12 protein-coding genes are annotated in these 13,666 nt (G+C 65.7%); 11 read left to right on the top strand and 1 reads right to left on the bottom strand.

Annotated features, from left to right (window positions below):
- The first annotated feature begins 102 nt into the window (after positions 1-102).
- The 9 genes from IFT54_RS15160 to IFT54_RS15120 all read left to right on the top strand — a co-directional run bounded on the left by IFT54_RS15160 (position 103) and on the right by IFT54_RS15120 (position 9,680).
- Positions 103-714 carry an NADH-quinone oxidoreductase subunit J gene (locus IFT54_RS15160; RefSeq protein ID WP_031440949.1) on the top strand — a complete coding sequence of 204 codons (612 nt, stop codon included), beginning with the start codon at positions 103-105 and terminating at the stop codon, positions 712-714.
- Positions 711-1,019: an NADH-quinone oxidoreductase subunit NuoK gene (gene nuoK, locus IFT54_RS15155; protein WP_031393835.1), complete on the top strand. Its 309-nt coding sequence runs from the start codon at positions 711-713 to the stop codon at positions 1,017-1,019. Before IFT54_RS15160 ends, nuoK begins: the two co-directional genes overlap by 4 nt.
- 5 nt (positions 1,020-1,024) lie before the next feature.
- A complete protein-coding gene (nuoL, locus tag IFT54_RS15150) occupies positions 1,025-3,133 on the top strand; it encodes an NADH-quinone oxidoreductase subunit L (RefSeq protein WP_192071241.1) in 2,109 nt (702 codons plus the stop codon).
- Positions 3,133-4,665, top strand: a complete 1,533-nt coding sequence (locus tag IFT54_RS15145; RefSeq protein ID WP_192071240.1) for an NADH-quinone oxidoreductase subunit M — start codon at positions 3,133-3,135, stop codon at positions 4,663-4,665. Before nuoL ends, IFT54_RS15145 begins: the two co-directional genes overlap by 1 nt.
- Positions 4,665-6,110 carry an NADH-quinone oxidoreductase subunit NuoN gene (nuoN, locus tag IFT54_RS15140; protein ID WP_031440946.1) on the top strand — a complete coding sequence of 482 codons (1,446 nt, stop codon included), beginning with the start codon at positions 4,665-4,667 and terminating at the stop codon, positions 6,108-6,110. The genes IFT54_RS15145 and nuoN overlap by 1 nt, the downstream gene beginning before the upstream one ends.
- Positions 6,077-6,844 (top strand): biotin--[acetyl-CoA-carboxylase] ligase, encoded by a 768-nt coding sequence (locus IFT54_RS15135; RefSeq protein WP_192071239.1) that lies wholly within the window; start codon positions 6,077-6,079, stop codon positions 6,842-6,844. Before nuoN ends, IFT54_RS15135 begins: the two co-directional genes overlap by 34 nt.
- A 72-nt stretch (positions 6,845-6,916) precedes the next feature.
- A complete protein-coding gene (locus IFT54_RS15130; protein WP_183936328.1) occupies positions 6,917-7,693 on the top strand; it encodes a type III pantothenate kinase in 777 nt (258 codons plus the stop codon).
- Between the two features lie 63 nt (positions 7,694-7,756).
- Positions 7,757-9,394: a ribonuclease J gene (locus IFT54_RS15125; RefSeq protein WP_031393779.1), complete on the top strand. Its 1,638-nt coding sequence runs from the start codon at positions 7,757-7,759 to the stop codon at positions 9,392-9,394.
- A gap of 4 nt (positions 9,395-9,398) precedes the next feature.
- Positions 9,399-9,680: a DUF1467 family protein gene (locus IFT54_RS15120; RefSeq protein WP_031393778.1), complete on the top strand. Its 282-nt coding sequence runs from the start codon at positions 9,399-9,401 to the stop codon at positions 9,678-9,680.
- A 23-nt stretch (positions 9,681-9,703) separates the two neighbouring features.
- Here IFT54_RS15120 and IFT54_RS15115 read toward each other — a convergent pair whose 3' ends face one another.
- The gene (locus tag IFT54_RS15115; RefSeq protein WP_342354842.1) at positions 9,704-11,899 is read right to left on the bottom strand and encodes a hypothetical protein; all 2,196 of its coding nucleotides are present in this window, start codon (positions 11,897-11,899) and stop codon (positions 9,704-9,706) included.
- Between the two features lie 182 nt (positions 11,900-12,081).
- On the opposite strand from IFT54_RS15115, the gene IFT54_RS15110 reads away from it, so the two are divergent.
- Together IFT54_RS15110 and IFT54_RS15105 are read left to right on the top strand one after the other, a co-directional pair.
- Positions 12,082-12,375, top strand: a complete 294-nt coding sequence (locus IFT54_RS15110) for an Hpt domain-containing protein (protein WP_192071237.1) — start codon at positions 12,082-12,084, stop codon at positions 12,373-12,375.
- Positions 12,376-12,455: 80 nt separating this feature from the next.
- Positions 12,456-13,637, top strand: a complete 1,182-nt coding sequence (locus IFT54_RS15105) for a hypothetical protein (RefSeq protein ID WP_192071236.1) — start codon at positions 12,456-12,458, stop codon at positions 13,635-13,637.
- Positions 13,638-13,666: the final 29 nt, after the last annotated feature.

Here is a 13,666-nt window from a genome sequence, read left to right as displayed (position 1 = left end):
ACAGATTAACTCCGTCATCCCAGCGCAGGCTGGGATCTCCCCGTTTCCGAGCGCGCCCGCGCGGCGTGAGACCCCAGCGTTCGCTGGGGTGACGAGGACCTCATGATCCAGGCCTTAGCCTTTTATCTCTTCGCTTTCGTCGTCGTCCTGTCGGGCGCCATGACGATCGCGTCGCGCAACCCGGTCCATTCGGTGATGTGGCTGATCCTTGCCTTCTTCAACGCGGCGGGTCTGATGATCCTCGTCGGGGCCGAGTTCATCGCGATGCTGCTCGTCATCGTCTATGTCGGTGCGGTCGCGGTGCTGTTCCTGTTCGTCGTCATGATGCTCGACATCGACTTTGCCGAAATGCGTGCCGGCGTGGCACGGTACTTCGGTATCGGGCTGGCGCTCGCGGTCGCATTAGCGGCCGAGGTGATGATCGCGATCGGCGCGTGGAGCACCGGGCCGATCCAGCTCGCCCGGCGCGCGGCGCCGATCGATGCGCGGGTGCCCAACATCCAGGCGATCGGCAACCTGCTCTACACGCGCTATCTGTTCGTGTTCGAGGCGGCCGGGCTCGTCCTGCTCGTCGCGATGATCGGTGCGATCGTGCTGACGCATCGCCAGCGTGGCGGCGTGAAGGCGCAGAACATCAGCCGTCAGAACGCACGCCGTCCGCAGGACGCAACGCGCAACACGCGCCCGGTCGTCGGGCAGGGAGTCGAATTGTGACGATCGGTCTCGTCCACTACCTCGTCGTCGCGGCGATCCTGTTCACCATGGGGGTGCTCGGCATCTTCCTGAACCGCAAGAACCTCATCGTCATCCTGATGGCGATCGAGCTGATCCTGCTCGCGGTGAACATCAATCTCGTCGCCTTCTCGGCCTTCCTCAACGATCTCGTCGGACAGGTGTTCGCGATGTTCGTGCTGACGGTCGCGGCGGGTGAGGCCGCGATCGGCCTGGCCATCCTGGTCATATATTTCCGCGGTCGCGGCACCATTGCGGTCGACGACGTCAACCGGATGAAGGGGTAATACGGTTGATCCAGCTTATCGTCTTCCTGCCGTTACTGGCCGCGATCGTTGCCGGGTTCGGCAATCGCGCGATCGGCAACGTGCCGGCGAAAATCGTCACCACGGCCGCGTTGTTCGCGTCGTGCCTGTTGTCCTGGCCGATCTTCCTCGGTTTCATGGCGGGCACCAGCAGCGCGACCGTGGAGCCGTTGCTCAACTTCATCCAGTCGGGCGACATGAACGTCGCGTGGTCGCTGCGCGTCGATGCGCTGACCGCGGTGATGCTCGTCGTTGTGACGTCGGTGTCGGCGCTCGTCCATCTGTATAGCTGGGGCTATATGGACGAGGATCCCGACCAGCCGCGCTTCTTTGCGTATCTGTCGCTGTTCACCTTCGCGATGCTGATGCTCGTGACCGCGAACAACCTCGTCCAGATGTTCTTCGGCTGGGAAGGCGTGGGCCTCGCGTCCTACCTCCTGATCGGCTTCTGGTTCCGCAAGCCCTCGGCCAGCGCGGCGGCGATCAAGGCGTTCGTCGTCAACCGTGTCGGCGATCTGGGCTTCATGCTCGGCATCTTCGGCACGTTCCTGGTATTCGGCACGGTCTCGATCCCCGAGATCCTGGCGGCTGCACCCGGCATGGCCGGTTCGACGATCGGCTTCCTCGGCTACCGCCTCGATACGATGACCGTGCTCTGCCTGCTGCTGTTCGTCGGCGCGATGGGCAAGTCGGCACAGCTCGGCCTGCACACCTGGCTGCCGGACGCGATGGAAGGCCCGACGCCCGTGTCGGCGCTGATCCACGCGGCGACGATGGTCACCGCGGGCGTGTTCATGGTCTGCCGCCTGTCGCCGATGTTCGAGATGAGCCCGGTCGCATTGACCGTGGTCACCTCGGTCGGTGCCGCGACCTGCCTGTTCGCCGCCACTTGCGGCCTCGTCCAGACCGACATCAAGCGTGTCATCGCCTATTCGACCTGTTCGCAGCTCGGCTACATGTTCTTCGCAGCCGGCGTCGGCGCGTACGGCGCGGCGATGTTCCACCTGTTCACGCATGCCTTCTTCAAGGCGCTGCTGTTCCTTGGTGCCGGCTCGGTGATCCATGCGATGCACCATGAGCAGGACATGCGCTATTATGGCGGTCTGCGTAAGAAGATCCCGGTGACGTTCTGGGGCATGATGGCGGGTACGCTCGCGATCACCGGCGTCGGCATCCCCGGCATCTTCGGCAACACCGCATTCGGGTTCGCAGGCTTCCATTCGAAGGATGCGATCATCGAGGCGAGCTGGGCCGCGGGTCAGCCGGGCGTGTGGTTCGTCGGCGTGCTCGTCGCGCTGCTCACCAGCTTCTATTCGTGGCGCGTGATGTTCCTCACCTTCTGGGGCAAGCCGCGCTGGGCTGCATCGGAGCATATCCAGCATGCGCTCCACGATGCGCACGGTCATGACGACCATGCGCACGACGCGCATCATGCGGACGACCATCACGCGAACCCGGCCAAGGCCGAGGACGCAGGCCATGCGCCGCATGATCATCACGATGCCGTGCATGCGCCGGCGGAAGGCGATGGCGGGTATCACCCGCATGAGAGCCCGCTGCCGATGCTGATCCCGCTGATCGTCCTGTCGATCGGTGCCGTGCTCGCAGGCTTCGTCTTCCACGGTTACTTCATCGAGCCGAGTGCGGGCGAAGAGTTCTGGAAGGGCGCACTCGCGTTCCGCGAACATCTGATGCACGAGATGCACGGCGTGCCGCTCATCATCAAGCTGTCGGCGACGATCGCGATGCTGCTCGGCCTGCTGACCGCCTGGTACGCCTATATCAAGAACCCGTCCTTCCCGGGCAAGGCGATCGAACAGTTCGGCGTGCTCTACGACTTCCTGCTGCATAAGTGGTATTTCGACGAGCTGTACGACCTGATCTTCGTCCGCCCCGCCTTCGCGATCGGCCGCTTCCTGTGGCACCGCGGTGACGAGAAGACGATCAACCGGTTCGGCCCCGACGGGTCGGCCTGGCTGGTCCAAGTCGGCGCGCGCGTCGCCGGCCGCTTCCAGACGGGATATCTCTACACCTATGCCTTCGTCATGCTGATCGGCCTGACAGCCGCCGTAACCTGGGCGATCGGACTCTATTGATGACCGGCTTTCCTATCCTTTCCGTCCTGATCGCGGTCCCGATGATCGCGGCCATCGCGTGCCTGTTCGTCTCGGCGAACACCGCCCGGATGCTCGCGCTGGCGGCAACGCTGATCGACTTCGTGCTCGGCATCATGCTGTGGATGAACTTCGACATCGGCGGCGCGCAGTGGCAGTTCGTCGAGCATGCCCCCGGCATCTTCGGGCCGTTCGGCTGGTCGCTCGGCATCGACGGCTTCGCGCTGATGCTGATCATGCTCAGCGTATTCCTGATGCCGATCTGCATCGGTGCCAGCTGGCGCTCGATCACGACGCGCGTGCCGGAATATATGGCGGCGTTCCTGTTCACCGAAGTGCTGATGATCGGCACGTTCGCGGCACAGGACCTGTTCCTGTTCTACGTCTTCTTCGAAGCCGGCCTGATCCCGATGTACCTGATCATCGGGATCTGGGGCGGGGCGAACCGGATCTACGCGTCGTACAAGTTCTTCCTGTACACGCTGCTCGGCTCGGTCTTGATGTTCATCGCGATGCTGTACATGGCGAAGACCGCGGGCACGACGAGCATCCCGGCGCTGCTGAACTACGACTTCCCGGCGCATGTGCAGACCTGGCTGTGGCTGGCGTTCTTCGCGTCGTTTGCGGTCAAAATGCCGATGTGGCCGGTCCATACCTGGTTGCCCGATGCGCACGTGCAGGCGCCGACCGCAGGGTCGGTGATCCTGGCGGGCGTGCTGCTGAAGCTCGGCGGATACGGCTTCCTGCGCTTCCTGCTGCCGATGTTCCCCGACGCGTCGGGCCAGCTGACCTGGCTGATCTTCGGCCTGTCGGCAGTCGCAGTGATCTACACGTCGCTGGTCGCGCTCGTGCAGTCGGACATGAAGAAGCTGATCGCCTATTCGTCGGTCGCGCATATGGCGATCGTCACGATCGGTCTGTTTGCGTTCAACCGTCAGGGCATCGAAGGCGCGATGATCATGATGCTCAGCCACGGCTTGGTATCGGGTGCATTGTTCCTGTGCGTCGGCGTGATCTACGATCAGCTCCATACCCGCGAAATCTCGCGCTATGGCGGCTTGGCGATCAACATGCCGCGCTATGCGATCTTCTTCCTGTTCTTCACCATGGCGTCGATCGGTTTGCCGGGCACCAGCGGCTTCGTCGCCGAGTTCCTATCGCTGATGGGCACCTATCAGGTCTCGACCTGGACGGCGCTGCTCTGCACGACGAGCATCATCCTCGGTGCGGCGTACATGCTGTATCTCTACCGTCGCGTGGTCTTCGGCGAGATCAAGTCGGACGAGGTTCGCGGTATGGTCGACCTGTCGGCGCGCGAATTCTGGTTGCTCGCACCGATCGCAGCCGTGGTGCTGTGGATGGGCGTCTATCCCGAGAGCTTCCTCGCGCCAATGCGCAAGGATGTCAGCGTCCTGCTCGCGCGCGTCGACCGCGCCAAGCCGGCCAGCGATTCGAACCCAACTGCGGGGAAGCCCGCCACCGTGCATGAAGCCGCGCACGGGGAGGCACACTGATGGAATACGCCGCTAACATCGCAATGACGCTGCCCGAGCTGGTGCTGGCGCTGGGAGCGATCGCGCTGATGCTCGTCTCGGCCTGGGGCGGGGACACGTCGACGCGCGCCGTGTCGATCGCCTCCGTGTTCGTTCTGGTCGGCGCCGGGATCGCGCTGGTCGGCCCGGCATCGTCGGGCGGCTATGCGTTCGACGGCCTTTACCGTGCCGATGCGTTCGGTGCCTTTGCCAAGGTGCTGATCTATATCGCCTCCGCGGTCGCGATCATGATGGCGCCGAGCTTCTTCGCACGGTCGCAGGGTGAGGATCTTCGTCCCGAATATCCGGTACTGATTCTGTTGTCGGCCTGCGGCATGGGCATTATGGTCTCGGCCAGCGACATGCTGACGCTCTATGTCGGTCTCGAGCTGCAGAGCCTTGCGGCGTATGTCCTCGCCAGCTTCATGCGGCGCGACGGGCGGTCGGCCGAGGCGGGTCTGAAGTATTTCGTGCTTGGCGCGCTCGCCAGCGGCATCCTGTTGTACGGTATTTCGCTGGTTTACGGGTTCAGCGGTACGACGCTGTTCTCGGGCATCGCCGACGCCTATGCCGGGACCAAGTCGCTTGGCTTGCTGTTCGGTCTGGTGTTCGTCTTCGCAGGCCTCGCATTCAAGATCAGCGCAGTGCCGTTCCACATGTGGACGCCCGACGTTTATGAAGGCGCACCGACGCCCGTCACCGCCTTCTTCGCCTCGGCTCCCAAGGTCGCGGCAATGGCGATGGCGGTACGCGTCGCGATCGAGGCAATGGGGCCGGCGACGGACCAGTGGCGTCAGATCGTGATCTTCGCGGCGCTTGCCTCGATCATCCTCGGCGCGGTCGCGGCAATCGGTCAGACCAACGTCAAGCGCCTGCTGGCCTATTCGTCGATCAACAATGTCGGCTTCGCACTGATCGGTCTCGCTGCAGGGACGCCGGAAGGTGTGTCGGGCGTGCTGATGTATCTGACGATCTATGTCGCGATGACCTTGGGCTCGTTCCTGGTCGTGCTGCAGATGCGCGGCGATGACGGGCAGCCGGTCGAGACGATCGCGAGCCTGGCGGGCATGTCGCGGACGCGGCCGGGGCTTGCCGCCGCACTCGCGATCTTCATGTTCAGCCTTGCCGGTATTCCGCCGCTGTTCGGCTTCTATGCGAAGTTCGCGGTGTTCAGTGCGGCAGTCGATGCAGGCCTCTTCCCGCTCGCCGTGGTCGGCATCGCGGCATCGGTGATCGGCGCCTATTATTACCTGCGCGTCGTCAAGACGATGTACTTCGACGATCCGGCACCCGCCTTTGCGCCGATGGAGAACAAGGTCGAGGGCGGGTTGATTGCACTGGCGGCAGTGTTCGTCTCGCCTGCCGGCTATCTGCTCATCCCCGTGCTTGGAGCATGGACGATGGCGGCAGCGCGGGCGTTGTTCTGAGCATCATCCGTACCGTTGCGGAGACAGGATCGACCAATGCCGACCTGCTGGCGCTGGCCCGCACCGGTGCCGATGACGGCCTCTGGCTGAGGGCGGTCCGGCAGACTGCGGGGCGCGGCCGGCAGGGGCGGGAATGGTCGTCCCCCGACGGTAATCTCTATGCGAGCACGCTGGTGCGGCTGCGTCCGGACGATCCGCCCGCCGCCAGCCTTGCGCTCGTAGCGGCGGTCGCGTTGTATGAGACCGTCTCGACCTTCCTCGTCGCCGGTATCCGCCAAGGGACGACGGACTCGAGCGCGACGTTGCTGCTCAAATGGCCGAACGACCTGTTACTTGCCGATGCAAAGCTGTCCGGCATCCTGCTCGAGCGGGCCGACGATGCGGTCGTGGTTGGCTTTGGGGTCAACATTGCGCACCATCCCGAGCTGGCCGATCGCAAGACGACCGATCTCACGGTGCATGGCGTCGTCATTGAGCCCGCGTCGTTCCTCGACATCCTTGCCGACGGGTTTGCGCGCTGGGTCGCGCGTTGGCGGACGGAGGGGCTGGCGCCCGTCCGTGCGCGCTGGGTCGATTGCGCGCATCCGGCGGGCACCGCGCTGACCGCGCGGCTCGCGGACGGCGACGCGGTCGAGGGACTGTTCGTGGGGCTCGATAGCGATGGCGCGTTGATCCTGCGCACCGCGACGGGCGAGCGTCGTGTCATCCACGCCGCCGACATATTCCTGCTGTGATGCGGCGCGTCATCGCCATCGCCGCGGGTCTCGACTATGCACTATCCGCACGGAAAGGTTGAAGGTCCCCGCATGCTGCTCGCCATCGATGCCGGCAATACCAATGTCGTGTTCGCGCTCGTCGAGAAGGGCGTCATCGTGGCGCGGTGGCGGATCGCGACCGATCCACGCCGCACGGCGGACGAATATGCGGTGTGGCTGAGCCAGCTGATGCAGCTCGGTGGGCATGACCGGGGCGCGGTCGAGGGCGTGATCATCGCGACGGTGGTGCCGCGCGCGCTGCACAATCTGCAGGTCCTCGCGTCGAAATATTTCGCGACCGAGGCGCTGATCGCCGGCCGCGCGCCGGTCGAATGGGGGATCGCGATCGATGTCGACGAGCCCGCCTCGCTGGGCGCTGATCGTGCGGTCAACACGATCGCCGCGCACGCGCTGCACGACGGCGACCTGATCGTCATCGATTTCGGCACGGCGACGACGTTCGACCTCGTCGACTATCGCGGCGCGTACAAGGGCGGCATCATCGCGCCGGGGATCAACCTGTCGCTCGACGCGCTGGTCACTGCCGCGGCCAAATTGCCGCGGATCGCGATTGAGGCACCCGGCGATACCAGCGTGATCGGGCTGAACACGGTCTCGCAGATGCACATCGGCATCTATTGGGGCTATGTCGCGATGATCGAGGGGCTGGTGGCGCGAATGAAGGCCGAGGTCGGACGCCCGGTCAAGGTCATCGCGACCGGCGGACTTGCTACCCTCTTCGAAAAACAGACCGACGTGTTCGACGTCATCGAGGCCGACCTGACGATCCAGGGGCTGGCGATGATGTGGGACCGTCACCATATCTAGGGCCATTGGGCTCGCGCCAACCGGCCTGCGGGCCACATTCCCCTGTAATCCTGAAAGTAATCAATGACTCCGAAGAACGAACTCCTTTTCTGTGGCCTTGGCGGCTCCGGCGAAATCGGCATGAACGTCAACCTGTATGGCTGCCAGGGCAAATGGGTGATGGTCGATCTCGGTATCACCTTTGCCGATCCCCAATATCCCGGCGTCGACGTCATCCTCCCCGACCTGTCCTTCATCGAGGAGCGGATCGACGATCTGCTCGGCATCGTGATCACGCACGGCCATGAAGACCATATCGGATCGCTGCCCTATCTCGCCGAAGACCTTGGCGTGCCGATCTATGCGACGCCGTTCACGATGGGCCTGGTCCGCGGCAAGCTCGAGGAAGAGGGGATCGCCAACCGCGTGAAGCTCAAGATGATCCCGATGGGCGGCAACTTCCAGCTCGGGCCGTTCGGCTTCACCTTCGTCGAAATGTCGCATTCGATCCCCGAGGCGAACGCGCTGCTGATCGACACGCCCTATGGCCGCGTGTTCCACACCGGCGACTGGAAGCTCGACAAGAACCCGGTGATCGGCAATCCGACCAAGCCAGAAGGCTTCATGGCGATCGGCGACAAGGGCGTCGACGTGCTGGTCTGCGATTCGACCAACATCTTCAACACCACCGCGTCGGGCAGCGAGAGCACGGTCCGCAAGGGTCTGTTCGAAGAGGTCAGCAAGGCAAAGGGCCGGGTGATGATCACCAGCTTCGCGTCGAACGCCGCACGGCTCCACACGTTCGGCGAAGTGGCGAAGGAAACCGGGCGCAAGCTGTGCGTCACCGGACGGTCGCTCGACCGGATCATCAAGGTCGCGCGTGCGACGGGGTATCTGAAGGACTTCCCCGAGACGATCGATCCCGACACCGCGATGCGTCTGCCCAAGAACAAGGTGCTGATCATCGCCACCGGCGGGCAGGGCGAGGAGCGCGCTGCGCTCGCGCGGGTCGCCAATGGCAGCCACACGATCACGCTCGAGGCCGATGACACGGTGATCTTTTCGTCGAAGCAGATCCCCGGCAACGAGGTCCAGATCGGCCGCATCCAGAACACGCTGGCCGCCAAGGGCATCCGGATGGTGACCGAGCGCCAGGCGCACGTCCACGTCTCGGGCCATCCCGGCCAGCCGGAACTCGCGCAGATGTACGAGTGGCTGCGTCCCGACACGCTGATCCCGACGCATGGCGAGATGCGCCACATGATGGAGCATGCGCGCTTCGGGCTGGAGCAGGGGATTCCCCGTGCGCTGGTGCAGAGCAACGGCGACATCGTCCGGCTGGCGCCCAAGGGGCCGGTCAAGATCGGCAATGCGACGGTCGGCCGTCTGGTCCTCGATGGTGACGTGATCCTGCCGGCGGACGGCACCACGCTGAACGAGCGTCGCAAGCTGGCGATCAACGGCCAGATTTCGGTCGCGGTGGCGATCGGCAAGGACGGGCGGATGCTTGGCCAGCCGCAGGTCCGCGTTCAGGGCGTGCCTGTCGAGGAAGATCGTGCCGCGTTCGTCGCGGATGCGGTCCAGGCGGTTGCCGACACCGTGCGGGGCGGCAAGCGCGATATCGACAAGATGCGCGAGCAGGTCCGGCTTGCGGTCCGCAAGGTCTCGACGCGCTGGACCGGCAAGAAGCCGATCGTCGACGTTCTGCTGATCGAAGGCTGAGCCGATGCGCTGGACCTCGGCACTCGCGATCTACGTCCTGTTCTGGGCGTTCTCGGTGTTCCTGGTCCTGCCATTCGGTGTGCGGACGACGCGTGAGGTCGGGGGCGAAACCGTCCCCGGCCAGTCCGAGAGCGCGCCGCATGATTTCCACGCCGGCCGCGTCGCCTGGCGCGTGACGATCGTCGCGACGACGCTGTTTGTGCTGTTCCAGCTGAATTATGCCTATGGCTGGATCACGCCGCAGATGTTCGACCTGTTCGACACACGCGACATGGTCCGCCGCTAGCGCGACCGGGGCGGGCGCCGCTATTAGCGGAGGCGTTCGATCGCCTGTGCGAGCGCCACGTAGAGCTTGCCCATATCCGACGAGAGCAAGGTGACACCGAGCGGTGAGCCGTCGCGCTGTGCCAGGATCGCGCGCAACATCGATTCGAAGTCGTGGATGTAGCGGTTCACCATCTCGCGGAAGCCCGCATCGTCGTCATACAGGTTCGCGATCGCGCGGGCATCGTTCGCATCGAGGATCCGCACGGCACGGCGGGTGAAGACGCCGCGATCGCCCTTAAGATAGGCGGCCCAGGCGCTGTCGGCGACTTCGGGGGCGAACGCCTTGGCGATGTCGATCGAAGCAGAATTGAGCGATTCGATGAGGAGCGAGACCCGCCGCGCGAAGGTGTCGCGATCGGCGGTCTCGCGGTCGTTGCGCGCCTCTTCGAGTCGGGTTTCGACGACCGCTGTCTGCTGTGCGATCGCCTCGACCTGTGCCGCCAACCGCTCGGTCGCGCGCGTCGTCGCGTCGACCGCGGCGTCGGTCGCGTCGCCGATCGCCTGGATCTGCCGATCGACCGTGTCGCCGGTCGCGCGGCGCAGCGCAGCGCTGCTGGCGACCTCGAGCGCCTGCGCGGCGTCGGGAATGACCTGAGCCAGCGTGTGGCGCGCGGTATCCGCCGCCGCGGTCGCGGTCTCGCGGACGCGCAGCAACGCCTCGACGAGACGGGGTGCGGCTTCCTCGGAGAAGCTGTTGGTGCGGTCGATCGTCTCGTCGACCATCTGGCCAAGTGCGTCCGCCTTGGCGCGTCCCGAGGCCAGCGTGTCGAGCAGGGTGTTCGACAGGCGATCGAGCACGCTACGCTGTTCGGCGATGACACCGGCAATCGCCTCGATCGCGTCGTGCGTGCTTTCGGCCGCGGTGACGAGCGCGAGCAGTTCGGGCTTTGCCGCGACCACGATCGCCTTGCTGTCGGCGACACGCCGGTCGAGCCGGGACAGCGCGTCGGGCAGCGTTTCGTCGATCTCACGCGCCGCGGCGTCGAGGGCGATCAGCAGCGATTCGGTCGTGCCGATCGTCCGCCCCGCCATCGCCTCGCCCGAGCGGAGCGCCTCGGTCATCGCGTCCGCCGAGCCGCCAAGCGCGCTGATCGACGCAGCGAGCAACTGGGTCCGCTCGACACCATGATGGTGGAGCGTGTCGATCCGCGTCTCGATCTGGTCGAGGCCTGAACCGAGCGAGCCGAGGATATCCTCCCCGGCTGTACGTTGATCCTCGAGGCGGCGGGCAACCTGTGCGATCGCCGAATCGACGCCGGCGATCCGGTCGGCGATTGCCTCGGCGCTCGCGCGCGTCGCACCGTCGAGTGCAGCGTGATTGGCACTGACCATCGCCAGCACCGCGTCACCCTGGGCGGCGATACCCTTGCGTGCCTCGTCGACAGCATCGGCGGTGCGCCCGAGCAGCGCGTCGACCGCTGCGGACATCGTCTCGGTGACGGCCTCGAGCCGCGCGCCGGCGGTTTCGCTGGTTGCCTCCATCCGGATGATATGCGCGGCCAGCCGCTGCGCTGCGCCGCTCGCGACCGCATCGGCCTCCCGCCCACGGGCCGCCAGCGCGCCGATCTGCGCATCGAGGGCACCGGCATGCTCGCTGGCGGAAAGGCCTGCGCGCTCGAGCTGGTCCGCCATCGCTTCGGTCTCGGCATGCGCGCGCGGCAGCGAGGCAAGCAGGACACCGAGCGACGTCTGCGTCGCGTCGGCCGCGGCAACGAGGCTGCGCGTGTGCGCGTCGGCGCGTTCGATCTCGGTCGCGAAGCCTTCGCCGATCGCGCCGAGAAACTGATGCGCGGTCTCGCCCATCGTCATCAGCGTGTCGACCTGATCCGCCAGATGACGGCGATTGCGGTCGATCGTCTGCGCAGTCGCGGCGACCGCCTGCTCGAGCCGGGCGGATTCCGCCTGCATCGCGCGCGCCGTGACACCGAACCGCGCCGCCTCGGCCCGGCTCGTCCGCATCGCGAGCAACCAGATGATGCCGATCAGCGCCGGCACGACGCACAGCGCTGCGAGGAGCTGGACCAGCGCGACCGGTCCGATCGCACCGATCTCGCCGCGGACGAGCCAGAGCATGACGGCGAGCCAGAGCAGGACCGCGGCGATCGCCGCACCTGCAAAGATCCGGCCGCGATCGGCGCCGTCGTCGTCCGCCGGCAGGATATAGTCGTCGATAAACACGGGTGCGCGTTCCTTCAAAGGCGGTGGTGGGACGTCGCCAAGGTCCGGATCCCGGGCAGGGTCCGCGCGCAGGCCGATGATGGAAGAACCCCCGTTCATGCCCGGGTTTTACCATGAAATCGGCTTTGACAAAGCGAATAGCGCAACCTCCCGTTAAGTCGGTCGCGTGTACGCCCCATCTCATGGCCTATGATCCCGGAGCAATCGACGCCGCCCTGGCAGCCGCGGTCGGGGACGATCCGCTGCTGATCGCCGACCTGCACCTCGCCTTCACCCACAGCGCGGCCGACGCGCTGGACGCTATGGTGGACGCATCCGACGCCGACGCTTGGCGCGCCGCGGCATGGCGGCTGAAGGGGCTGGCGGCGAGCTTTGGCGCAATGCCGCTGATGACGCTGGCGCGCGCGGCGGCCGACACCCTGCCCGGCGACGACGACATGCTGCGCCGGCTGCGCGACGCGGTCGAGCAGCTTTGATGTGCATGCAGGGCGTCGATCTGCACGCGCTGCCGACGCGCGGGCTTTGCATCCGTCGTTTCGACGCCTAACAGCCGCAGATGCTTGCCGGGCTTCTCTTTGCTATTCACGATGCCGACGATCGTCCCGATCGCCTGGCTGCCACTCTGCCGTTCAGCGGCGTCACGCTGATCGAGTATCAGGCGCGGTTGCTGATTGCAGCCGGCGTGCGTCAGGTCATCGTTGTCGTCGCGCGGCTGACGCCCGAGTTGCTGGGCGCGATTAATCGCATCAACCGCCGCGGTGTCGCGGTCGATACCGTCCGGACTGCGGCCGAGGCGATGGAAAAGCTTCATCCGCTGGCGCGCGTCTTGATGCTCGGCGACGGGCTGGTCACGACCGAGAGCATCGTCGCGGCGATGGCGAACGAGGGCGGCGATGCGCTGCTCGTCGTGCCTGAGGACGATGCGGGACCCGGGTTCGAGTGCGTCGGTGGCCAGATGGCATGGGCCGGTGTCGCCCGGCTGGAGCCCGCCCGGATCGCCGAAGTCGCGGGCCTGCCCAATGATTACGACCTTCAATCGACGCTGCTGCGGATCGCGGTGCAGGCGCGCGCGGTGCAGATCCTGCTGCCGACCGATGCAATTCGCAGCGGGCACGGCATCGAGCGCGAGGCGCGGACGCTGGAAGAACGCGGCCGTGCCGTGCTGGCGACGATCGTGTCGGGGCGCAGCGGCTGGTTCGACCGTTTCGTGCTCGCGCCGATCGCCAGGCTTGGCCTGCCGTTCCTGGTCGATAAGAGCGTTGCTGGCACGACCGTCGGCGCGACGTCGCTGGGTATCGCCGCCGCCGGGCTCGGCGCCATGCTGTTCGGCTGGCTGGCGACCGGACTGGTGCTCGCCAGCACGGCCTGTGTCGGTCTGGCGATCGGCTCGGTGCTGAGCGGGCTGCGCGATGATGAGTCGGTCGCGACGATGCAAACGCGCGGGATCGGCGTCGTCAGCGCGCTCGCCGTTCTGCTGTTTGCCTTCCTATGGGCGGGCTATTCGGCGGACAACAGCGCGCTGGTCATGGCGGCCGCGCTGCTTGCGATCGCGGCACTGGGGGAACGCGCGATCGTCGAGCGCGCGCGCCACATGTGGTGGGGCAGTGCGCCGGCCTATCTGCTGATCGTCACGATCGTCGCGATCCTCGGATTTCCGTTGTTGGGGCTTGCGATCGCCGGGCTGTACGCGACGGTTACGCTGGCCGCGGCAATCGAGCATCTTCGTCTTCAGCCTTAGTACCGCCTTAATAATAAGGGGGTAGGCAC

Origin of the sequence: Sphingomonas sp. CFBP 13714 (assembly GCF_014842205.1) — a bacterium.
GTDB classification, from domain to species: domain Bacteria; phylum Pseudomonadota; class Alphaproteobacteria; order Sphingomonadales; family Sphingomonadaceae; genus Sphingomonas; species Sphingomonas aerolata.
Note: the sequence above shows the minus strand (reverse complement) of the source record. Positions and strands in the feature narration are given on the sequence as shown.

What these genes read in the sequence shown, in the direction of transcription:
- IFT54_RS15160 (WP_031440949.1), top strand. Translation starts at nt 103, where the DNA reads ATGATCCAGGCCTTAGCCTTTTATCTCTTCGCTTTCGTCGTCGTCCTG.
- IFT54_RS15145 (WP_192071240.1), top strand. Translation starts at nt 3,133, where the DNA reads ATGACCGGCTTTCCTATCCTTTCCGTCCTGATCGCGGTCCCGATGATC.
- nuoN (WP_031440946.1), top strand. Translation starts at nt 4,665, where the DNA reads ATGGAATACGCCGCTAACATCGCAATGACGCTGCCCGAGCTGGTGCTG.
- IFT54_RS15135 (WP_192071239.1), top strand. Translation starts at nt 6,077, where the DNA reads ATGGACGATGGCGGCAGCGCGGGCGTTGTTCTGAGCATCATCCGTACC.
- IFT54_RS15130 (WP_183936328.1), top strand. Translation starts at nt 6,917, where the DNA reads ATGCTGCTCGCCATCGATGCCGGCAATACCAATGTCGTGTTCGCGCTC.
- IFT54_RS15125 (WP_031393779.1), top strand. Translation starts at nt 7,757, where the DNA reads ATGACTCCGAAGAACGAACTCCTTTTCTGTGGCCTTGGCGGCTCCGGC.
- IFT54_RS15120 (WP_031393778.1), top strand. Translation starts at nt 9,399, where the DNA reads ATGCGCTGGACCTCGGCACTCGCGATCTACGTCCTGTTCTGGGCGTTC.
- IFT54_RS15110 (WP_192071237.1), top strand. Translation starts at nt 12,082, where the DNA reads ATGGCCTATGATCCCGGAGCAATCGACGCCGCCCTGGCAGCCGCGGTC.
- IFT54_RS15105 (WP_192071236.1), top strand. Translation starts at nt 12,456, where the DNA reads ATGCTTGCCGGGCTTCTCTTTGCTATTCACGATGCCGACGATCGTCCC.